Annotated in this window: 19 protein-coding genes; 8 read left to right on the top strand and 11 right to left on the bottom strand. The window is 70.9% G+C overall.

Going from position 1 to position 20,329, the window contains the following annotated elements; genetic code table 11:
- Positions 1 to 19 precede the first annotated feature (19 nt).
- On the top strand, positions 20 to 937 hold the full coding sequence (locus tag ABH926_RS15385) for an MBL fold metallo-hydrolase (RefSeq protein WP_370366219.1): 918 nt from the start codon (positions 20 to 22) through the stop codon (positions 935 to 937).
- A 145-nt stretch (positions 938 to 1,082) separates the two neighbouring features.
- Here the strand turns inward: ABH926_RS15385 and ABH926_RS15380 are convergent, their stop codons facing one another.
- Positions 1,083 to 1,481 (bottom strand): hypothetical protein, encoded by a 399-nt coding sequence (locus ABH926_RS15380; RefSeq protein WP_370366218.1) that lies wholly within the window; start codon positions 1,479 to 1,481, stop codon positions 1,083 to 1,085.
- A 355-nt stretch (positions 1,482 to 1,836) separates the two neighbouring features.
- On the opposite strand from ABH926_RS15380, the gene ABH926_RS15375 reads away from it, so the two are divergent.
- A complete protein-coding gene (locus tag ABH926_RS15375) occupies positions 1,837 to 3,444 on the top strand; it encodes a Na+/H+ antiporter (RefSeq protein WP_370366217.1) in 1,608 nt (535 codons plus the stop codon).
- A gap of 37 nt (positions 3,445 to 3,481) precedes the next feature.
- On the opposite strand, the gene ABH926_RS15370 is transcribed toward ABH926_RS15375, so the two are convergent.
- Both ABH926_RS15370 and ABH926_RS15365 read right to left on the bottom strand, forming a co-directional pair.
- Positions 3,482 to 4,096 carry a hypothetical protein gene (locus ABH926_RS15370; RefSeq protein ID WP_370366216.1) on the bottom strand — a complete coding sequence of 205 codons (615 nt, stop codon included), beginning with the start codon at positions 4,094 to 4,096 and terminating at the stop codon, positions 3,482 to 3,484.
- Between the two features lie 44 nt (positions 4,097 to 4,140).
- On the bottom strand, positions 4,141 to 5,124 hold the full coding sequence (locus tag ABH926_RS15365) for an oxidoreductase (protein WP_370366215.1): 984 nt from the start codon (positions 5,122 to 5,124) through the stop codon (positions 4,141 to 4,143).
- 69 nt (positions 5,125 to 5,193) lie between these two features.
- On the opposite strand from ABH926_RS15365, the gene ABH926_RS15360 reads away from it, so the two are divergent.
- Complete coding sequence (locus ABH926_RS15360) at positions 5,194 to 6,180, top strand: AraC family transcriptional regulator (RefSeq protein ID WP_370366214.1); 987 nt, start codon at positions 5,194 to 5,196, stop codon at positions 6,178 to 6,180.
- 149 nt (positions 6,181 to 6,329) lie between these two features.
- Here the strand turns inward: ABH926_RS15360 and ABH926_RS15355 are convergent, their stop codons facing one another.
- From ABH926_RS15355 to ABH926_RS15320, 8 genes are all read right to left on the bottom strand, one after another.
- A complete protein-coding gene (locus tag ABH926_RS15355) occupies positions 6,330 to 8,327 on the bottom strand; it encodes a LamG-like jellyroll fold domain-containing protein (RefSeq protein WP_370366213.1) in 1,998 nt (665 codons plus the stop codon).
- A 322-nt stretch (positions 8,328 to 8,649) separates the two neighbouring features.
- Positions 8,650 to 9,735 carry an LLM class flavin-dependent oxidoreductase gene (locus ABH926_RS15350; protein ID WP_370366212.1) on the bottom strand — a complete coding sequence of 362 codons (1,086 nt, stop codon included), beginning with the start codon at positions 9,733 to 9,735 and terminating at the stop codon, positions 8,650 to 8,652.
- Positions 9,736 to 9,751: 16 nt separating this feature from the next.
- Positions 9,752 to 10,771 (bottom strand): transporter substrate-binding domain-containing protein, encoded by a 1,020-nt coding sequence (locus ABH926_RS15345; protein WP_370366211.1) that lies wholly within the window; start codon positions 10,769 to 10,771, stop codon positions 9,752 to 9,754.
- A 24-nt stretch (positions 10,772 to 10,795) separates the two neighbouring features.
- Positions 10,796 to 11,566 carry an amino acid ABC transporter ATP-binding protein gene (locus ABH926_RS15340; RefSeq protein ID WP_370366210.1) on the bottom strand — a complete coding sequence of 257 codons (771 nt, stop codon included), beginning with the start codon at positions 11,564 to 11,566 and terminating at the stop codon, positions 10,796 to 10,798.
- Complete coding sequence (locus tag ABH926_RS15335; protein ID WP_370366336.1) at positions 11,563 to 12,492, bottom strand: amino acid ABC transporter permease; 930 nt, start codon at positions 12,490 to 12,492, stop codon at positions 11,563 to 11,565. Before ABH926_RS15335 ends, ABH926_RS15340 begins: the two co-directional genes overlap by 4 nt.
- Positions 12,492 to 13,493: a transporter substrate-binding domain-containing protein gene (locus tag ABH926_RS15330; protein ID WP_370366209.1), complete on the bottom strand. Its 1,002-nt coding sequence runs from the start codon at positions 13,491 to 13,493 to the stop codon at positions 12,492 to 12,494. The genes ABH926_RS15335 and ABH926_RS15330 overlap by 1 nt, the downstream gene beginning before the upstream one ends.
- A gap of 39 nt (positions 13,494 to 13,532) precedes the next feature.
- Positions 13,533 to 14,309 carry an amino acid ABC transporter ATP-binding protein gene (locus tag ABH926_RS15325; RefSeq protein ID WP_370366208.1) on the bottom strand — a complete coding sequence of 259 codons (777 nt, stop codon included), beginning with the start codon at positions 14,307 to 14,309 and terminating at the stop codon, positions 13,533 to 13,535.
- The gene (locus tag ABH926_RS15320; protein WP_370366207.1) at positions 14,306 to 15,232 is read right to left on the bottom strand and encodes an amino acid ABC transporter permease; all 927 of its coding nucleotides are present in this window, start codon (positions 15,230 to 15,232) and stop codon (positions 14,306 to 14,308) included. The genes ABH926_RS15325 and ABH926_RS15320 overlap by 4 nt, the downstream gene beginning before the upstream one ends.
- A 258-nt stretch (positions 15,233 to 15,490) precedes the next feature.
- Between ABH926_RS15320 and ABH926_RS15315 the strand changes: the two genes are divergently transcribed.
- From ABH926_RS15315 to ABH926_RS15295, 5 genes are all read left to right on the top strand, one after another.
- Positions 15,491 to 16,210: a GNAT family N-acetyltransferase gene (locus tag ABH926_RS15315; RefSeq protein ID WP_370366206.1), complete on the top strand. Its 720-nt coding sequence runs from the start codon at positions 15,491 to 15,493 to the stop codon at positions 16,208 to 16,210.
- 84 nt (positions 16,211 to 16,294) lie between these two features.
- The gene (locus ABH926_RS15310; RefSeq protein ID WP_370366205.1) at positions 16,295 to 16,393 is read left to right on the top strand and encodes a putative leader peptide; all 99 of its coding nucleotides are present in this window, start codon (positions 16,295 to 16,297) and stop codon (positions 16,391 to 16,393) included.
- Between the two features lie 109 nt (positions 16,394 to 16,502).
- On the top strand, positions 16,503 to 17,774 hold the full coding sequence (locus ABH926_RS15305) for an LLM class flavin-dependent oxidoreductase (RefSeq protein ID WP_370366204.1): 1,272 nt from the start codon (positions 16,503 to 16,505) through the stop codon (positions 17,772 to 17,774).
- Between the two features lie 22 nt (positions 17,775 to 17,796).
- Positions 17,797 to 19,179, top strand: a complete 1,383-nt coding sequence (locus ABH926_RS15300) for an NtaA/DmoA family FMN-dependent monooxygenase (protein WP_370366203.1) — start codon at positions 17,797 to 17,799, stop codon at positions 19,177 to 19,179.
- Positions 19,176 to 20,324 carry an LLM class flavin-dependent oxidoreductase gene (locus ABH926_RS15295; protein ID WP_370366202.1) on the top strand — a complete coding sequence of 383 codons (1,149 nt, stop codon included), beginning with the start codon at positions 19,176 to 19,178 and terminating at the stop codon, positions 20,322 to 20,324. Before ABH926_RS15300 ends, ABH926_RS15295 begins: the two co-directional genes overlap by 4 nt.
- The last annotated feature ends 5 nt before the right edge of the window (positions 20,325 to 20,329 follow it).

Here is a 20,329-nt window from a genome sequence, read left to right as displayed (position 1 = left end):
CCGGTGCTGCACTCGAGGCATGGCTGAAGAGCGCGAACACCCCGCATACCCGTACCCCGACCCGGTCGTCGAGACCTCCGGCGCCCAGGAGATAGCCCCCGACCTGGTGGTCGTCCCGAACAGGGACGTGGACCTGGTCCCGAACATCGGCGTGATCGGCGGCACCCACTCGGTCCTGGTGGTGGACACCGGCCTCGGCCCCCGCAACGCCCACCAGGTCCTCACCTTCGCCACCGAGTACGCCAAAGGCCGCCGCCTGTACCTGACCACCACGCACTTCCACCCCGAACACGCCTTCGGCGCCCACACCTTCGCCGGCGAGGCGACGTACCTGGTCAACCGCGCCCAGGCCGAGGACCTGGAGCACAAGGGCGCCGGCTACCTCGCGATGTTCACGCAGCTCGGCGCCCCGGTCGCCCGCGAACTGGAAGGCACCCACCTGCCCACCCCCGACCTCGTCTACGACGGGGACCACACCCTCGACCTCGGTGGCCGCACCGTCCACCTACGCCCCACCGGCCGCGGCCACAGCCGCGGCGACCAGGTCGTGGCAGTCCCCGACGTCGACGTCCTGTTCACCGGCGACCTCGCCGAAGCGGGCCAGTTCGCGATCTTCCCCTGGTTCCCGCCCCACGACACCGACGTCTCGGGCCTGCGCTGGCTGCGCGTCATGGAACGCCTGGCCGCCGAGCAGCACCGCACAGTCGTCCCCGGCCACGGCACCATCGGCGACGCGGGCCTGCTCGCCGAAGTCCGCGACTACCTCACGGAGCTGCGCGACGAGACATGGCGCCGCCGCGACTCGGCGATGAGCCAGGAGACGATCGTGGAGGAGGTCAGGGCGCTGATGGTGGAGCGGCATCCGGACTGGCGGATGCGCGAATGGATCGAGAACGGGGTCGGGTGCTTCTGCGCTGAGCATGCGGGGCAGGACTGAGGGGGCTGCGAGCCGGGGCGGCGGCCGGGCGGCGGCCGGCCGCCGACTCGGTCACCGCCCCGCCACGCGCCACCTCCCGCGCCCTTCAACTCCTCCAGCGGTGTCAGGACGTCGCAGAGGTCACGTCGTCGCAGGGGTCACGTCGTCACCAATGGAGCTCGCCGGTGCAGATCAGCGCCCCTCCGCCGGCCGCATAGAGGCAGCCCTGCGCGCCGGCGAAGTTGAAGGTGTTGAAGTGGAAGTAGTTGTACTGGCTCGACTGCGTGTGGAACGCACCGTTGTCCCAGTAGGTGCCGGCGTAGTTGTCGTTCTGGTCATAGCGGTTCAGAGCGAACCGCACGTTCCCGTATTCGAGCCCGCTGGAGAAGCTGACGGTGTAGCCGCTCGAACCCTCCTCCAGGCAGATCGTGCCGACGTTGTTCGTGCTCACCGAATTGCACGTCATCTGCCCCGGCGAGGCGGACGCCGGAGCGGCGGCGGCCAGCGGCGCCACACTGGCGAGCGCCAACGCGGCAGCTACGAGGACCTTGCGATAAGTGGCCACAGCGGGACCCTTCGTTGACTGGGCTCTGATGTCGGCCTCAGCCTCGCTCGGTCCGCTGGCAGAAAGCTGGCAGCCGCGGAGCAGATCAGCGCGCTGGAGGAGTAGCCGGCGCCGCATGGCTGGCAGGAGGACCGCTGCTGGACGTCGGCCTGTAGTCCCGCGCGCCACCGCCACATCGCCGAGTCCGCTCGCCGCGCCGCCGACTCGCGAGCTCCATCCGCCATCCGCCAACCGCCAACCACCAACCACCAACCGAGTCGCCCACCACCCCGCAGTGTGAGCCACCCCGCCACTGGAGATCACCTCATCCAAGGACCCACCCCGCCGCCCGGCGGCAGCCCCGCTGGAGGCCCGCGTGCTCGCGCTCACGGTGATCGTCGTGATCGGCGCCTGCGTGCTGGTCAGCGGCATCGTGGGCAACCGGACCGGGATCGCGCCGCCGGTGCTCATGCTGGCGGCCGGGGTGCTGGTGGGGTTCGTGCCGCGGCTGCGGGCGGTCGACCTGCCCCCGGACACCGTGCTGCTCGTATTCCTGCCGGCGCTTCTGTACTGGGAGAGCCTCAACGCCTCGCTGCGGGCGATCCGGCGGGCCCTGCGAGGCGTGGTGCTGATGAGCACCGTGCTGGTGATCTTCTCCGCGGCCATGGTCGCCGTGGTCGCGCACGCGTTCGGGGTGCCGTGGGGTCCGGCGTGGATCCTCGGCGGGGCGCTGGCTCCGACCGACGCCACCGCGGTCGCGGCGCTGGGGCGGGTGCTGCCTCGGCAGGCGATGAACGCGCTGCAGGCCGAGAGCCTGATCAACGACGGCACCGCCCTGGTCGTCTACGGCGTCGCGGTCTCAGTCACCATCGGAACGGAGCACTTCAGCGCCGTGCACGTGAGCTGGCTCTTCGTCCGCTCCTACCTCGGTGGCGCGCTGTCGGGGATCGTGGTCGCCTATGTCGGGGCGAAGGTGCGGGCGCGGCTGGAGGACCCGCTGCTGGAGAACGTCGCCATCCTGCTCATCCCGTTCAGCGCCTTCCTGCTCGCCGAGGCGATCCAGGCCTCCGGGGTGCTCGCGGTGGTGGCGTGCGGGCTGATCATGAGCCAGCTCGGCCCCCGGGTCGGCACCCCGGCCGTCCGCCTGCTCTCCCAGGGCTTCTGGACGCTGGGCACCTACGTCCTCAACGGCGCCCTGTTCGTCCTGATCGGCCTGCAGTCCCAGTCCGCCGTCCGCAACCTCACCAGCTTCGACCTGGCCCGGGCTCTGTCGCTGGTGGCGGCGGTGTGCGGGGTCCTGATCGCCTCCCGCCTCACCTTCCAGTTCGTGGTCGTCTACGCCATCCGGCTGCTGGACCGCCGCGCCTCCCAGCGGGCCCGCCGGGTCAGCCACGGCTTCCGGATCATCACCGGCCTGGCCGGTTTCCGCGGCGCGGTCTCCCTGGCCGCCGCGCTCGCCGTCCCCAACACGCTGCACAACGGCGAACCGCTCCCGGACCGCGACGTCATCGTCTTCGTCACCGCCGGCGTCATCGCGGCCCTGATGCTCCAGGCCTTCGCGCTGCCGCCGGTGGTCCGCTGGGCCGACCTGCCGGAGGACACCGTCATCGAGTCCGAGCGCCGCATGGCCACCCGCACCGCCGCCGAGGAGGCGCTGCAAGCACTCCCCGACATCGCCGAGACACTGGGCACCGCCCCGGAGATCACCGAGATGACGCGCAAGGAGTACCAGAAACGTCTGCGCATCGGCCGGGCCGGCGACCCCGACGACGACAGCGAGGACATCGACGACGACGCCGCCGAGCGCCTCCGCGCCTTCGACGAGCAGTACCGCGAGCTGCGCCTGGCCCTGCTGGGCAACAAACGCGCGACCGTTCTGCGGCTACGGAGCGAGCACCGCATCGACGACGCCGTGCTCCGGCAGATCCAGGCGAAGCTGGACGTCGAAGAGGTGCGGCTATCGCGCACGCAGCTGGTCGAGTAAAGCAGCTCGCCGAATACCGAACGACCCGGGCGACCCGCTACTCCAACTCCAGCCGCGAACGCCGCCCCGGACCCAACTCCCCCAGCCCCAGCGCACTGACCGCCTCACCGAGCTGCCGCGCCAGGTGGGGCACGGTCGTCGAGGCGAGATACAGCTCGGCCCCCGAATCGATCAGCCGCCGCACCGGCCCCCGATAGCTGATCCCGAGCTCCGGATCCTCCAGCTCGGCGACGACCACGCGGGCCTGAGGGAACATCGACCGCAGGTTCCCCAGCAGCTGCGGACTGATCGGCGGGACCAGCAACACGTCCGCCGTGCTCGGCGCGTCGTGCATGTCCAGCACGATGTACTCCGCCCCGAGTTCGTTCGAGAGCTTGGTCCGCGCACTGTCCGACAGCTTCATCGAGGTGGCGACGACCATCACGTCCTCGCCGCCGGACCCCGGCGCCGTCCAAGGCTCGTCCTCGGCAGCGGCGCGCGCCTGGATGACCATGCCTTCCAGCGGAGCGGACCCGGCGGCGGTGAGCGTCGCGACCGGCTCGCCGTCGTGCGTGATGACCACACTCGCACCGGGCGCCAGCCCCGCTATGAGCTCTGCCACCTCGTTCGGCAATCGAGCCAGTTCGACATGCACACCGCGCCGGTCTTTCATGACGGCCAATCTACCGACGCGCCGCGCCTCCCGCGCCGGCCGCACTACATCAGCTGCTCGCTGACCTCCCACAACCGCGCGGCAGCGTCCTGATCGACGGCGTAGGGCAGCACCCCGGGCAGCACCAGCAGCCCGCCGGACTCCGCGAGCGTTTCGGCGTCCACCACCGGGCTGATGTCGCAGTCCTCGCAGTAGACGCCGCCGAGGCCGTCCAGCGCGGGGCTGGTCGCGCACCACACCGTGGTGGCCGCGCCCTGCTCGACGGTCTTGACCCGGCGTGCGGTGTTCAGCACGCGCTTGCCGTCGACCTCCACGACGCCGGCGGCCGCCAGCGCAGCGGGGTCGACGTACCGGGTCAACCCCGTTTCGAGGATCGCGCCGGGGTGCACGGCGAAGGCGCGGACGCCCTCGGCCCGGCCGCGCCGGTCGAGCTCCACGGCGAACAGCGAGTTCGCGGTCTTGGACTGGCCGTATCCGAGGAACGGCTCGTACGGACGGTGTTCGAAGTTCAGGTCCTCGAACACCACCGGCGAGTAACGGTGCCCGCGCGAGGTCAGCGCGACGACGCGCGCCCCGCCGGCGGCGGCCAGCGCCGGCCACAGCCGGGTGGTCAGACGGAAGTGCCCCAGGTGGTTGACGGCGAACTGCAGCTCGTTGCCGCGTGCGTCCCGCTCCAGCGGCGTGGCCATGATGCCGGCGTTGTTGATCAGCAGGTGCAGCGGACGGTCCTCGGCGAGGAACCGCTCGGCGAAGGCGTCGATCGACGCGGAATCGCCGAGGTCGAGCGGTTCGACCCGCACGCCGTCCAGCTCCCGCAGGGCGTTCCGCGCCCCCTCGGTGTTCCGCGCCGGAACGATGACCAGCGCGCCGGCGTCCCGCAGGGTGCGCACGGTCTCCACCCCGATGCCGCTGGCGCCGCCGGTGACGATCGCGGTGGTGCCGGTCAGATCGACGCCCTTGATCACCTCGGCGGCCGTGGAGTCGGCGCCGAAACCGGAGGTCAGGGGCTGTTGCGCTGTAGTGGTCATGACGGTGGGTCCCTTCTGGTTGTGCTGTCATCACCACCGTACGCGCGGCGCGATGTACGATTAATACTCGTGAGTTCGGAAAACTTGCTCGAGAGTTCAGTCGATTCGACTATTTCGGCCGAAATCGACGACCCGCTCTGCGACGCGCTGGCGGTCGCCGACGCCCGCGCGGCCATGTCCGGCGCGTTCGTGGCCGGCGGCGCCTGGGCGGTCCGGCTGCACGCCCCCGACCGGCTGAAGGTGAACTGCGTCGTGCGCGGCGAGCCGGTGCTGGTCCGCGAGGACACCGGCGAGCAGGTGCAGCTCGCCCCGGGCGACGTGATCGTCTCGGACGGCGCCCTGCCCTACATCCTGTGCAGCGCCCCCGACGTCCCGCCGCAGCCCTCCGGCCCGCTGCCCACCGATCCCCGGACCGGCTTCCGCCGCCTGGGCACCGGCGAGGACGCCATGTGCGTCGCGGGCCACGTCGACCTGAGCCGCGACCGCGGCGGCCTGCTGCGCGACGCGCTGCCCGCCCTGGTCCGCGTCCGCGGCGACGCGCCGGAGGCCGCGACCCTGCGCCGCCTGGTCGAGCAGCTCCTCGACGAGATGACCGGCCACCGCCCCGGCGCCACGGCCGCCATGGACCACATCGCCCAACTGGTGTTCCTGCACGTACTGCGCATCAGCCTCGCCGACACCGCGAACCTGCCCGCCGGCTGGCTCCGCGGCCTGGCCGACGAACGCGTCGCCCCGGCCCTGCGCCTGATGCACGGCGACCCGGCCCGCGCTTGGCGCCTGGAGGATCTGGCGCGCGCGGCATCGCTGTCCCGCACCGCGTTCGCCGTGCGCTTCCGGGACACCGTCGGTGTTCCACCCCTGACATACCTGCTCACCTGGCGCATGAGCCTGGCCGCCCGGGCCCTGCGCCACGAGGCCACACCGGTGGCGGTGCTGGCCCGCGAGGCCGGCTACGGGTCGGAGAGCGCGTTCAGCACCGCGTTCAAGCGCGCGATGGGGAGCTCGCCGCGTGACTACCGGCGTTCGCCGCAGCCGTTGGGAGCGGGCGGCCAGTGATTCAGAGTTCTGAGTCACTGTGACTACCGCGCGGGTATCTGGCAGTACTCGTTCGCCGAGACCGCAGACCACAGACGGCGGGGCGCCGAGCCGCGGAAGCACGCGGCCCGGCGCCCCTGTTCACCCATCGACAGCGAACGCCTCCGAGGTCAGGCGTTCATGAACTCGTCGATGCGGAGCGGCCGGCCGGTGATGCGGACATCGCCGAGCCAGCCGTTGTGGATCTGGTTGATGGCGCCGCCGTACTCGTAGCCGCCGAGCAGCCAGGAGAGGTTCAGCGCCGTGATGCCGATCGCCGGCGTCGAGGGGTTGCGGCCCTCCTCGCAGCCGTTCACGTACATCCGGTTTACCTTGCCGTCGTTGACGACCGCGACGTGCCACCACTGGCCCAGCGGCAGCAGGTGGCTCCAGGCGGTGGACGCGCCGGGCTGGTTCAGCGGGTAGACGTTCCACTGGAGTTCGGAGCCGCCGGACAGGCTCAGGGTGGCGATCGGCTCCTGCGGGTCCGTGTTGCCGCCGGACTTGCCGGCCTCGGAGGCCATGCCCCAGCGGCTGAGCAGGCCGCTCCACGCGCTCTGCGAGGAGTCCCAGTCCGCGGGCAGCTTGAAGAACGCCTCGAAGGTGTATCCGTGCTGGAACGTCTCGTTGTTCAGCGGCGCGTTCGGGACGGTCTGCAGCCACGCGCCCTGGACCGGGTGGCCCTGGCCGGTGAAGCGCAGCGAGCCGTGGCCGGGCTGGTCGGGGTGGAACTCGGCGGTGGACCAGGTCAGCGGCGCGCCCGGGGTGCCGGGGACGTTCTCCTTCACCAGGTCGTTGCCCTTGCCGGACAGGTCGCGGATGACCTGCTTGTCGCCGACCGCGGAGCCGTCCGCGCCGCCGCCGTCGAAGCGCCAGTAGGCCAGCGTGCCGCGGACCAGCATCTTGTTCGCCGGGCGCGCAGGACGTGCCGGGACCGGCGCGAAACCGTTGAACCGCTGGTCGAAGTCGACCGACATGGAGAACCGGTCGACCGAGGAGGTCAGCTCGATCTCCTGCCCGGCCTGCTCGTTCACCTCGTTGGTGGGCAGGCCGCCGAAGAACGGCGAGAACGTCGAGACGTCGATCGTGTTGCGCCGCATGTCGAAGCGGTACGTGCGGATCATCGCCGCGCCGCCGTAGTAGCGGTCCTGGTAGTTGGTGATGTGGACGTGCACATCGTGGCCCGCGGTGTTGCTCAGCGTGGTGGACCCGGGCGGCCAGTAGTGGCCGTTCAGGGTCAGGAACACCTGGTCGTGGTTCTTGATCAGGCCGTCCCACAGCTGCTGGCCGTAGTCGGACAGGTAGGCGGTGCCTGAGTCGTCGGCGTAGGCGATCTCGTGCGTGGTGACGATGACCGGCAGCGTCGGGTGGTCGGCGATCACCTTGTTGGCCCAGGCGAACCCGGCCGGCGACAGCCGCCAGTCCAGGCCGAGCAGCAGCCAGTCGCGACCGCCGCCGCGGAAGACGTGGAAGGTGTTGTAGCCGTCGGGGCTCGCGCCGCCGAAGGTCGCGGACTTCGCCGCCCGGGCCTTGGTGAACGTGCCCGAATACGGCGTGGCCCCGCGCTGGTCGGTGCCGGAGACGTCGTGGTTGCCGGCGACGACGCTGTAGGCGACCTTCTTGCGGTCCAGCATCTCGAACACCGAACCGGCCGCGGCGAACTCCCCCGCCTGCCCGTTCTGCGTGATGTCGCCGAGGTGCGCCATGAAAACGATGTTCGCGTCCTCATCCCCGCTGAGGATGTAGCGGAACGAGGCCTCCATCGGCGCCGGGTGGATGCGGTCCTGGTCGAACATGTACTGCGTGTCCGGCATCACGACGAGCGTGAACACCGGGTTGTCCGGATCCGGGTCCCAGCAGGCACCCGGGTCGGAGGTATCGATGGCGGTGATGTCGTAGACACCGGCCCCGCCATGCGCGGCATCAGTGGTGGCACCGGCCGAGGCGGCCGCGGCGGTGGCGGCCGGCCCGAACACCGTGGCACCGGACGCCAGCGCGGTCGCGCCGGCACCCAGCAGCCCGGCGTTGCGCAGGAAGGCCCGGCGTCCGGTGGCGGCGGGCCCGGCGGAGTCGAATTCGGCGGTGCGGGGGCACTGGCAGTGAGCGTCTTCTTCGTGCTCGTGGTTCATAGCGGCTCCGGGGAGGTGAGGATTCCGCCGGTACCGTATGCGGCGCCGCGCGACCGGCGAGGATCACTTCAGCCAAGGCCGGTCGAACATCGGTGAAACGCGTTAGTCGGCGGCTTCACCGGACGCGGTCGGGGCCGGGCCGCGCGTGAAGGGCTTGTGTTGTCAGGGGCGTTGGGGACGATGATCGGGTCCCTCGCCGCTCCACCGGCCGGCGTCGTACTGATCACCGTCGAGTGGCTGCGACGGCGAGCCGAGGACCGCGCTACGGGACTCGTGCGACCGGACCGGCCATGGATCTGATGGCGACAGGCGGGCCGCCGCCTCACAAAAGCGGCCGCACACACTCCGCGAACGTATAAGCCTCCTCCAAATGCGGATACCCGGACAGCACAAACTCCTCGATCCCGACGTCTCGGTACTCCGCGATCCGCTCGGCCACCTCCTCATGGCTGCCGACCAGCGCGGTTCCGGCGCCGCCGCGCACCAGGCCGACGCCGGCCCACAGGTTCGGCGCCACCAGCAGCCGCGAGCGATCCCCGCCGTGCAGCGCCAGCATCCGCCGTTGGCCCTCGGACTCCAGCGTCCGCAGGCGCTGCTGCCCGGCGGCGATCGTCGCGTCGTCGAGTCCTGCGATCAGTGCGTCCGCCGCGCGCCACGCCTGCTCCGACGTGTCGCGGCTCAGCACGTGGATGCGCAGTCCGAAGCGGAGTTCGCGGCCGAGCTTGGCCGCGCGTTCGCGCACCCGCTCCACCTTCTCGGCCACCTGCGCGACCGGTTCGCCCCACGTCAGATACGTGTCCGCGTGCTTGGCCGCGACGTTCAGGGCCGGGTCCGAGGAGCCGCCGAAGTAGACGCGCGGGATCGGGTCCGGGGGTTGGCGCAGGTGGCCGCCGCGGATCTCGTGGTAGCCGCCGAGGTAGTCGAAGGGCCGGCCGGACCATGCCTCCCGGACCACGTCCAGGAACTCCTCGGCCCGCTCGTAGCGCTGGTCGTGGTCCAGGACGTCGCCGTAGCCGCGCTGCTCCGCGTCGCTGCCGCCGGTCACCACGTTCAGCAGCAGCCGGCCGCCCGAAAGCCGCTGGAAGGTGGCCGCCATCTGCGCCGCCAGCACCGGGCTGACCAGCCCGGGCCGGAAGGCGACCAGGAAGCGCAGGCGCCGGGTCGCGGCGATCAGCGCGGCGGTCACGATCCAGGCGTCCTCGCAGTGCGCCCCGGTCGGGGTGAGGACGCCTTCGTAGCCGAGAGAATCAGCAGCCTGCGCCAGCTGCGTCAAGTACTCCAGACTCGCCGGACGCGTGCCGGCCGGATCCGTCGACGCGCCGGGGGTCGCCCCGATCCCCGCGCCGTGGACCGCCGGGCTCAGCCGTCGCGCGTCCCCGCCCGTGGGCAGGAACCAGTGGAACCTCATCGCCGCGACCCGCCGCTCAGGAGTTGCTCGCCGGCAGCCCGGGCGGGTTGAGCTGGGCGGTCTGCACCGCCTCGGTGCTCAGGTTCCAGGCCGCCAGCCACTTGCCGTAGTCGCCGTTCTGAATCAGGTAGTTGATGGCATCGGCGATCGGCTTGGCCAGTCCGCTGTCCTTCTTCGCGGTGGCCCCGATCAGGCCCTGCAACGTCGCCCCCGCGCCGGAGTACTCCCCGGCGATCCGGGTCGGGTTCGGCGACTTCGAGGTCTGCGTCACCTGGTAGGCCACGCCGGGGTTGGGCCCGAGGTAGACGTCGATCTTGCCCGAGGTCAGCGCGAGCAGGGTCGAGTTGCTGTCCGGGTAGTACTTGACGCTCAGGTCCTTGCCCTCGGCGCGCAGCTTGGTCTGCCACTCCAGCAGGATCTTCTCCTGGTTGGTCCCGGACCCGACGGCAACGGTCTTGCCGGCCAGCGCGTGGTAGTCCCCGGTGAAGGACCACGTGCTCGACTTCAGCGTCTCGAACCCGAGGTTGTCCTCGCGGTAGGTGGCGAAGTCGTACTTCTGCTTGCGCTGCTCGGTGTCGGTGATGTTCGCGAACCCGACCGCGTCCTTGCCGCTGTCGATGCCCACGAACATGTTGTCCCACGTGGCGTTGTCGAAAGTGGGCTTGAGCCCGAGCACCGCGGCGACCAGGCGGGCCAGGTCCGGCTCGGAGCCGGTCAGGGTCTTCTGGTCGCTGCCGACGTAGGCCAGCGGCGCGAACCCGGCCGGCAGCGCGCCGACAGCGATCTTGAGCGTGCCGCCGTCGCGGATCGCGGCTGGGAGTTCGGCGCGGATCGCGTCCTGCTGGGCGACCGTCAGGTCGGTCTCGGTCGCGGCGCCGTTCGACAGGGACCCGACCCGCACGACCGTCGAGCCGGCGGCGGCCGGCGCGCTGTCGGTCTTGGCGCCCGATGCACCCGAGGCGCCGCTGGAGCACGCCGCGGCCAGCAGGGCCACGGCGAATGCGGGTACGGCGAATCTGAGCAGCTTAGTAGTCATGTCTATCTCCGATACAGAAAGCTGTTAAAGAACCTTGCTGAGGAACTCGCGGGTACGCGGATGCCGCGGCCGGTCGAGGACTTCTTCGGGCGTGCCCTGCTCGACGATCCGGCCGCCGTCCATGAACACCACCTGGTCGGCGGCCTCGCGCGCGAACCCGATCTCGTGCGTGACGACGACCAGCGTGGTCCCCGTCCCGGCCAGGTCCTTCATGGCCGCCAGCACCTCGCCGACCAGCTCCGGATCCAGCGCGGACGTCGGCTCGTCGAACAACACCACGCCGGGCCGCAGCGCGAGCGCCCGCGCGATGGCGACCCGTTGCTGCTGCCCGCCGGACAGCTGCCCCGGATAGGCGTCGGCCTTCTCGGCCAGCCCGACCGAGGCCAGCAGCTCCAATGCCCGCTCTCGCGCTTCAGCCCTGGTCGCCCGGCCGGTGGCCACCGGCGCCGCGGCGACGTTCTCCAGCGCCGTCAGATGCGGGAACAGATTGAAGCTCTGGAACACGAAGCCGATATCAGCTCTCTGAGCCAGGATCGCGCGCTCGCTCAGCTCCTTCAGCCGCGTCCCGTGCTGCCGGACGCCGATCAGGACGCCGTTCACCGACACGTGGCCGGCGTCCAGCTTCTCCAGATGGTTGATCGCGCGCAGCAGCGTGGACTTCCCCGCGCCCGAGGGGCCGATGATGACGGTGACGTGGCCCGGGCACACCGTCAGGTCGACGTCGTCGAGCACCTTGTGCACGCCGAACCACTTGCTGGCCTTGCGGACCTCGACCGCGGCGGCGAGCGCGCTCATCGGCGCTCCCCCGCCCGCAGCCGGCGCTCGATCCAGTACTGCGCCACCGACACCAGGCTGGTCAGGATCACGTACCAGGCCGTGGCCACCAGCAGCAGCGGCACCACGTCCCCGGGATAGGTGCTGCTCATCGTCTGCACCTGGCCGAACAGGTCCAGCAGCGAGACGTAGAACACCAGCGAGGTGCCCTTGATCAGCCCGATCAGCTGATTGACATAGGCGGGCACGATCGCGCGCAGCGCCTGCGGCAGCACGATCCGCCGGAACTGGTACCACTTCGGCAACCCCAGCGCGGCGGCCGCCTCCCGCTGCCCGCGCCCCACCGACAGGATCCCCCCGCGCACCACCTCGGCGGCATAGGCGGCCTCGTTCAGGCTCAGCCCGATCGTGGCCACGACCAGTTCGGTGGCCAGCTTGTTCTCGTCGAAGCGGAAGAAGCTCGGCCCGAACGGCACCCCCAGACTCAGGGTCCGGTAAAGCGCGCTGAAGTTGAACAGGATCAGCAGCACCACGATCAGCGGGATCGAGCGGAACAGCCAGATGTAGACCCAGCTGATCGTACGCAGCACCGGATTGTGCGACAGCCGGGCCAGCGCCAGCACGACGCCGCCGAGCAGGCCCAGCACCGCCGACAGCGCGGTGACCTCCAGCGTGACCCACAGACCGCGCAGGATGACCGGACGCGCGAACCAGTACCCGAAGCGGCCCCACTGGTAGAACGGGTTGGTCGCCAGGCCGTGCACGAACTGCGCGGCCACTACGAGCACTGCGATGGTCGCGATCCAGCGGCCCGGATGGCGAAGCGGGATGACCCGCTGCGTGCTCAGCTCCGGGTCCGGGCTCCCGGTGACCGTGACGGCCCCGGCCCCGGCCCCGGCGGCGGCGACACCCCCGACGGATTCGACGGATTCGGCGGAGAGCCCCATCACAGGCTCGGATCCGGGTTCACCTGCGAGGCCTTCACCTCGGTGTCGACGACCCCCCACTTGGCGAAGATCTTCGCGTAGCTGCCGTCGGCGATCAGCGCGTTCACCGCGTCGGACAGCGGCTTGGCCAGCGGCGAGCCCTTGGCCGTGACCAGGCCGACCGGCGTGGAGCTGATCTGACCGAGGAACTTGGTGCCCGGCACGTGCCCGGCGTCGTACTTCACGCTCAGCGTGGGGCCGAACATCACGTCGATCTTCCCGTTGGCCAGGCCCAGGAAGATCGGGGCGCTGTCGGAGAAGTACTGGACCTGGTACGGCTTCCTGCCGGCGGCCGCGCACTTGGCCGCGCCGTCGGTGAGGATCTGCTGGAACGTCGAGCCGGGACTGGTCGCGACGGTGTAGCCGCACAGGTCCGTCAGGGTACTGATCTTGTCGGCGGAAACACTCGACGCGCCGAGGAACGACTGGCCGTCGGTGAGGTACGTGGCGAAGTCGACGATCTGCTCGCGCGCCTTGGTCACCCCGAAGTTGCCCCAGCCCACGTCGAACTTGCCGTTCTGGGTGCCCGGGATGATGGTCTGGAACGTGCCGTACTGGGTGTCCCAGGTGACGCCGAGCTTCTTGGCTATCGCGTTGCGCAAATCGACGTCCAGGCCCACTTCCTTGCCGGCGGACACGCCGTCGTGGGGAAGGCCGGCCAGGCCGGTGGGCTGTGTGGTGCCCAGCAGCAGGGTGCCGCGCGCGGCGATGGCGGCGGGCAGTTCGGCCTTCAGCGCGGGGTCGGTCTGGACGCCGGACACGACGTCCTGCGTCGGCAGCGAGGCCGACGTACTGCCTTCGGCGGCCACCGGCGCACCGGCGGCGGCCTTCGAGGCCGAGGCCGGGGACGAGGCCGAACCGCAGGCCGCGGTCAGCGCGAGAATGGCGGCCGCCCCGAAAGCGGCAAGGGGCGATCGACGGCCTGGTTTTAGGAAAAGGCCCAGCCGGCCGGGGGTCGTCACGGAAGTGGTCCCTTCAGAGGGTCATGTATCAGAGGTTTGCTAAAGCACGGCGGACAGGAACGCCCGCGCACGGTCGTTGCCCGGCCGGTCCAGGACGTCGGCGGGCGCGCCGACCTCGACGATCCGGCCGCCGTCCAGGAACACCGCCTGGTCGGCGACCTCCCGCGCGAACCCGATCTCGTGGGTGACGATGATCATCGTCATCCCGCCGACCGCGAGGTCCCGGATCACCCCGAGCACCTCGCCGACCAGCTCGGGGTCCAGCGCCGAGGTCGGCTCGTCGAACAGCAGCAGCCGCGGCTCCATGGCCAGTGCCCGGGCGATGGCCACGCGCTGCTGCTGGCCGCCGGACAGCTCGCGGGGATAGGCGCTCTCCCGGCCGGCCAGGCCGACCCGGGCCAGCAGCTCGCCGGCCTTGGCGGCCGCCTGCGCCTTCGCGGCGCCGCGCACCGAAACCGGCGCCTCGACGAGGTTTTCCAGCACTGTGAGATGCGGGAACAGGTTGAACTGCTGGAAGACCATGCCGACCTGCGTGCGCTGCCTGGTGATCTCGCGCGCCGGCAGTTCGTGCAGCCGGCCGTCGCGGTACCGGTAACCGACCACGGCCCCGGCCACCTCGACGAAGCCGGCGTCCGGCCGCTCCAGGTGGTTCACGCAGCGCAGCAGCGTGGACTTGCCCGAACCGGACGGCCCGAGCAGCACCGTCACCGAGCCCTCGGCGACGTCCAGGTCGACGCCGTCGAGCACGCGGTGCGCGCCGAAGCTCTTCTTCAGGCCCCTGACCCGCACCAGCGGCCGCGCCGCGTCCCCGCTCACGATCCGCTCCCCGTGGCCAGGCCGGCCCCGCCGAACAGCGGCAGGTTGCGCCGGAACAGCGTGCCGAAGCCCTCGCCGCGCCGGCTGGTCCCGCGGGCGTAGCGCCGTTCGACGAAGTACTGCCCGATCGACAGCACGGTGGTCAGGACGATGTACCACAGCGTCGCCACCAGCAGCAGCGGGATGATCTGGAAGTTCTCGTTGTAGATGAGCTGCGCGGAGTACAGCAGGTCCTGCACCGCGATGACGCTGACGATCGAGGTCGCCTTGAGCATCCCGATCAGCAGGTTGCCCGAGGCCGGCACGATCGCCGGCATCGCCTGCGGCAGCACGATCCGCCGGAAGATCCGGCCGCGCCCCAGCCCCAGCGCCTGCGCCGCCTCGACCTGGCCGGCCGGCACCGCCAGGATGCCGCCGCGGATGATCTCGGCGGAGAACGCCGCGACGTCCAGGCTCAGCGCGACGTAGGCGGCGAGGATCCCGCCGAACAGGTGCGCGGTCTTGAACGTGGCGAACTCCGGACCGAACGGGATCCCGAGCGACAGCCTGGGGTACAGCGAGGCGAGCTCGTACCAGAACAGCAGCTGGACCAGCATCGGCACCGAGCGGATGAGCCAGACGAAACCGAAGCCCAGGGACTTCAGGATCGGGTTCCTCGACAGCCGCGCGGCGGCCACCGCAGTGCCGAGGAGGTAGCCGGTGACCAGCACCGCGCCGGTCAGCCAGATCGTGAGCTCAAGGCCGTGCACGACCGAGCGCTCGAAGAAGTAGCCGCGCACCACCGGCCATTGGAAGCGTTTGTTGGTGATCAGTGTGTGGACCAGCATCGCGGCCAGCAGCGCCAGGAACGCGGCGGATATCCACAGTCCGGGGCGGCGCGGGGCCACCAGGCGGGCAGCGAGCAGTTGTTCGTCAGAAGCCATGATGTGTGCCTTCGAGGGGCGGGTCGGGACAAAAGAACAACAACCGGTCAGCAGACCGGGGCGTCACCCGGACACAGCGCACTGTTGACTCGAAGCAGGTCGACATGGCGACGGACGACCCGGAGTTGGGAGTACGGGGACTGCACGCGGGTCACCTCGCCTTCGCTCAGACCCGTGGCACGGCCGGCACTGGTGTGAAAATCTTCCCAGTCGAGACCATGCCTATCGAACTACTGGAGATTCGGTACGGTCATCAGCATGCCAACAAAGTCCGCTGATCCGTCAGTCCCGTCTCACGTCTTGGACGATCCGGCCCGCGCCTCGCTGCTCGGAGCCCATGCCCGGTTCGCCGAATCGGTCGGCGCGGTGCTGCGCTACGACCCCGAGGTCTCCGTCTTCGTCTCCGTGCCGCCGAACCCCGGCGAGCACGACTGGCGCGACGCCGCCAAACTGCTCGGCCCCGGCGGCCGGCTGGCCGTCGGCGGGCTCACGGCGACGCCGCCGCCGGACTGGGAGCAGATCATGAACGTGCCCGGGGTGCAGATGATCGCCGAGGACGTGGCCGCCGCGCCGGATCCCGAGGCCGTCCGGCTCGGCGCCGCGGACGTGCCGGAGATGCTCGCGCTCATCGAGCGCACCAATCCCGGGCCGTTCCTGCCCCGGACCGTCGAGATGGGCACCTACCTGGGCATCCGCCGCGAGGGCCGGCTGATCGCGATGGCCGGCGAGCGCCTGCACCCGCCGGGCTTCACCGAGATCAGCGCGGTGTGCACCGATGCCGACGCCCGCGGCCAGGGGCTGGCCACCCGCCTGGTGCACGCCGTCGCGCACGGCATCGTCGAGCGCGGCGAGACGCCGTTCCTGCACGCCTCCGCCGCGAACGTCACCGCGATCCGGCTCTACGAGGCGCTCGGTTTCCGGCTGCGGCGCGAGCTCCTGTTCGCCGCGTACCTCGTTCCCGTCCGCGATGCGGACTGATGCCCGCGATCTTCTTGACGAACTCCGAACGTGCTCTACTATCCCCAGTATCTCAATAGGGATTAGGTCCTGACAGCGAGGGAGGTGAAGGCGTTGCCCACGGCCACCGGCTATTACTCGCGGCGCCACATCGACCTGCAGCGCATCGCCAGCGCCCTGTGTCCCGCGCTGCCGCGCCTCTGAGTTCTGCCTCTCCTCCTCGCTACCCGCGCTTCTCTCCTCTGCCGACCGCGCCCGCCGCGCACCGGGCAGTTCGCAGTTCGCGCACCCCCCGCACAGAAAGCGATCCAGCATGTCCCCCGATCCCTTGCTGCACCTGGCCGTCGCCCTCGACGGCGCGGGCTGGCACCCGGCCGCCTGGCGCGAACCGGACGCCCGCCCCGCCGAGCTGTTCAGCGGCGCCTACTGGACCGACCTGGTCGCCGAGGCCGAGGAAGGCCTGCTCGACTTCGTCACCATCGAGGACTCCTTCGGGATCCAGAGCACTGACTTCAACGACGTCGACGACCGGGTGGACCAGGTCCGGGGCCGGCTGGACGCGGTGCTGACCGCGGCCCGGACCGCGCCGGCCACCTCGCGCGTCGGGATCGTGCCGACCGTGGTGTCCACCCACACCGAGCCCTTCCACCTGTCCAAGGCCGTCGCCACGCTGGACTACGCGGCGCGCGGCCGGGCCGGCCTGCGGATCCAGATATCGGCCAAGCCGCACGAGTACGCGCTGCTCGGCCGGCGCACCACCGAGCCGGTGGCGCTGGCGGACATCAACACCGCCGAGGTCCAGGCCCGCATCGCCGACCACTTCAGCGAGGCCGCCGACTACGTCGAGGTGGTGCGGCGGCTGTGGGACAGCTGGGAGGACGACGCCGAGATCCGCGACGCCGCCACCGGCCGGTTCATCGACCGGGCCAAGCTGCACCACATCGACTTCGAGGGCGACTGGTTCGACGTGCGGGGCCCGTCGATCACCCCGCGCCCGCCGCAGGGCCAGCCGGTGGTCACCGCGCTCGGCCACGCGACGATCCCCTACCAGCTCATCGCGCGCGCCGCCGACGTCGGCTTCGTCACCCCGCACGACCGGGACGGCGCGGCGGCGATCGTCGCGGAGATCCGGCGCGAGCAGGAGTTCGCCGGCCGGGGCTCGCAGACCCTGCACGTCTTCGGCGACCTCGTGGTCTTCCTCGACGCCACGGCCGCGGCCGCCGAGGAGCGCCGGGCCCGGCTGGACGAGGCCGCGGGCACGCCGTACACCAGCGACGCGCACATCTTCGCCGGAACCGCCTCGGAGCTGGCCGACCTGCTGGCCGACTGGCGGCACGCCGGCCTGACCGGCTACCGGCTGCGCCCGGCGACCCTGCCGCACGACCTGCTCGGCATCACCCGCGAGCTGGTGCCGGAGCTCCAGGCCCGCGGCTTGTTCCGCACCGCGTATCAGGCCTCGACCCTGCGCGGGCACCTGGGCCTGCCGCGGCCCGCCAACCGTTACGCCGCGGCCGATCCGGCCGTCGATCCGGCCGTCGATCGCGCCGCCGAAGCCGCCCCCGCGACGGCCGGCGCCGGGCACTAGGGAAGCAGAGGAAGAGCCCATCATGAGCAAGCCCGTGAAGCAGATCCACCTGGCCGCGCACTTCCCCGGCGTCAACAACACCACGGTGTGGAGCGACCCGGCCGCCGGCAGCCACATCCAGTTCGACTCCTTCGCGCACTTCGCGAAGACCGCCGAGCGCGCCAAGTTCGACTTCGTCTTCCTGGCCGAGGGCCTGCGGCTGCGCGAGCAGGGCGGGCAGATCTACGACCTGGACGTGGTCGGCCGCCCCGACACCTTCACCGTGCTGGCGGCGCTGGCCGCCGTCACCGAGCGCATCGGCCTGACCGGCACCATCAACTCCACCTTCAACGAGCCCTACGAGGTGGCCCGGCAGTTCGCGTCGCTGGACCACCTGTCCGCCGGGCGCGCCGCCTGGAACGTCGTCACCTCCTGGGACGCCTTCACCGGCGAGAACTTCCGGCGCGGCGGCTACCTCGCCGAGCAGGACCGGTACGACCGCGCCGAGACGTTCCTGCGCACCGCGTGGGAGCTGTTCGACTCCTGGGACGGCTACCGGATCGAGGCGGACAAGGAATCAGGGGTCTTCCTCTCCGATCCCAAGGCCGGCACGTTCGAGCACCACGACCGGCACTTCGACATCTCCGGCCGGTTCAACGTCCCGACCTCGCCGCAGGGCCGCCCGGTCATCTTCCAGGCCGGCGACTCCGACGCCGGCCGGGAGTTCGCGGCAGCCGCCGCCGACGCCATCTTCGGGCGGCACAGCCAGCTGGAACCGGGCCAGGCGTTCTACTCCGACGTCAAGCGCCGCCTGCCCGCGTACGGCCGCACGTCCGAGGACCTGCTGATCCTGCCGGCCGCCACCTTCGTGCTCGGCGACACCGACGCCGAGGCCGCGGAGCTGGCCGTGGAGGTGCGGCGCGCGCAGGTGAGCGGGCAGACCGCGATCAAGTTCCTGGAGCAGCTGTGGAACCGGGACCTGAGCGCCTACGACCCGGACGGTCCGCTGCCGCGCGTCGATCCGGACGTCTCCGGCGACTCGATATCCAAGGGCCGCGCCGCGGACCGGCTGTACCGGGACCGGATCGCGGTGGCCCGGGAATACCGCGAGCAGGCCGAGGCCAAGGGCCTGTCCATCAGGGAACTGATGATTGAGAGGACCTCGCGGCAGTCGTTCATCGGCTCCGCCGAGACCATCGCGACGCAGATCGACGAGCTGGTGCAGGCCGACGCCGCGGACGGGTACATCCTGGTGCCGCACGTCACCCCCGGCGGCCTGGACGCGTTCGCAGACCGCGTGGTGCCGATCCTTCAGGAGCGCGGCCGGTTCCGCGCGGACTACGAGGGCACGACCCTGCGCGACCATCTGGGGCTGGGCGCGGCCCGTAAGACTGCCGCGCCGGTCCCGGCGGGGGCCGTGCGATGAAGTTCCTGACGATATCGCTGATCGTGCACGCCCCGGATCCGACCACCGGCGCGCAGGTCCCGACGAACGAGCGGTTCCGGCAGGTCGTGGACGCCGCGGTGCTCGCCGAGGAGTTGGGCTTCGACGGCTTCGGCGTCGGCGAGCGCCACGAGCGGCCGTTCATCTCCTCCTCGCCGACCGTGGTGCTCAGCCACATCGCGGCGAAGACCAGCCGCATCAAGCTGTTCACGGCCGTGACGACGCTGAGCCTGCTGGACCCGGTGCGCGCGTATGAGGACTATGCGACGCTCGACCATCTGTCGGGCGGCCGCCTGGAACTCATCATCGGCAAGGGAAACGGCTCGGCGCAGCGCGAGCTGTTCCATGTGACGCCGGAAGACCAGTGGGACCGCAACGCCGAGTCCTACGAACTGTTCCGCCGGATCTGGCGCGAGGACAAGGTCACGGCCACCGCGAAGTTCCGGCCGTCCCTCACCGACGCGGAGGTCTGGCCGCGTCCGTTCCAGCAGCCGATCCGGGTCTGGCACGGCAGCGCGACGTCGAGGGAATCGGTCGACCTGGCCGCGCGCTACGGCGACCCGCTGTTCTCGGCGAACGTCACCAACCCGATCGAGCCCTACGCCGAGCTGATCCGCTACTACCGCGAACGCTGGGCGTTCCACGGCCACGACCCGGCGAAGGCCGCGGTCGGCGCGGGCACCGCCGGCTTCTACGCGGCGGCCACCTCGCAGGAGGCGCTGCGCGGCTACGCCCCGGTGTTCGCCGGCCATCTGGCGATGTCCAAGCGGCTGGGCATCGAGCCGGTGTTCCCGACGCTGGAGGACTTCGTGGCCCGCAGCTCGGCGCTGATCGGCAGCCCGCAGCAGATCCTTGAGAAGGTCCACCGGTACCACGGGCAGTTCGGACACACGGTTCTTCACCTCCAGGCCGAGCCCTCGGGCCTGACCCCGGCCGAGCACCGGGCTTCGTTGGAGCGGTTCCAGGCGGAGATCGCGCCGGTGCTGCGGCGGGAGATCCCGGATCCGCCGTGGGACTGGGATGCGCGACCGGATGGCACGGCCGGCGCACCGACCGCCGACCCCGCCGGCGAGCAGCCGGGCTCCGGTTGGCCGCCGCACCTCATACCCACCTTGCAAGGAGCCTGATTCCC

The organism is Catenulispora sp. GP43, assembly GCF_041260665.1.
Lineage (GTDB): Bacteria > Actinomycetota > Actinomycetes > Streptomycetales > Catenulisporaceae > Catenulispora.
This window is presented reverse-complemented; position numbering and strand designations above follow the sequence as displayed.

Coding starts and splice junctions, on each gene's coding strand:
- ABH926_RS15385 (WP_370366219.1), top strand. CDS start 20: ATGGCTGAAGAGCGCGAACACCCCGCATACCCGTACCCCGACCCGGTC.
- ABH926_RS15370 (WP_370366216.1), bottom strand. CDS start 4,096: ATGAAAGACCGGCGCGGTGTGCATGTCGAACTGGCTCGATTGCCGAAC.
- ABH926_RS15365 (WP_370366215.1), bottom strand. CDS start 5,124: ATGACCACTACAGCGCAACAGCCCCTGACCTCCGGTTTCGGCGCCGAC.
- ABH926_RS15355 (WP_370366213.1), bottom strand. CDS start 8,327: ATGAACCACGAGCACGAAGAAGACGCTCACTGCCAGTGCCCCCGCACC.
- ABH926_RS15350 (WP_370366212.1), bottom strand. CDS start 9,735: ATGAGGTTCCACTGGTTCCTGCCCACGGGCGGGGACGCGCGACGGCTG.
- ABH926_RS15345 (WP_370366211.1), bottom strand. CDS start 10,771: ATGACTACTAAGCTGCTCAGATTCGCCGTACCCGCATTCGCCGTGGCC.
- ABH926_RS15340 (WP_370366210.1), bottom strand. CDS start 11,566: ATGAGCGCGCTCGCCGCCGCGGTCGAGGTCCGCAAGGCCAGCAAGTGG.
- ABH926_RS15335 (WP_370366336.1), bottom strand. CDS start 12,492: ATGGGGCTCTCCGCCGAATCCGTCGAATCCGTCGGGGGTGTCGCCGCC.
- ABH926_RS15320 (WP_370366207.1), bottom strand. CDS start 15,232: ATGGCTTCTGACGAACAACTGCTCGCTGCCCGCCTGGTGGCCCCGCGC.
- ABH926_RS15315 (WP_370366206.1), top strand. CDS start 15,491: ATGCCAACAAAGTCCGCTGATCCGTCAGTCCCGTCTCACGTCTTGGAC.
- ABH926_RS15305 (WP_370366204.1), top strand. CDS start 16,503: ATGTCCCCCGATCCCTTGCTGCACCTGGCCGTCGCCCTCGACGGCGCG.
- ABH926_RS15300 (WP_370366203.1), top strand. CDS start 17,797: ATGAGCAAGCCCGTGAAGCAGATCCACCTGGCCGCGCACTTCCCCGGC.
- ABH926_RS15295 (WP_370366202.1), top strand. CDS start 19,176: ATGAAGTTCCTGACGATATCGCTGATCGTGCACGCCCCGGATCCGACC.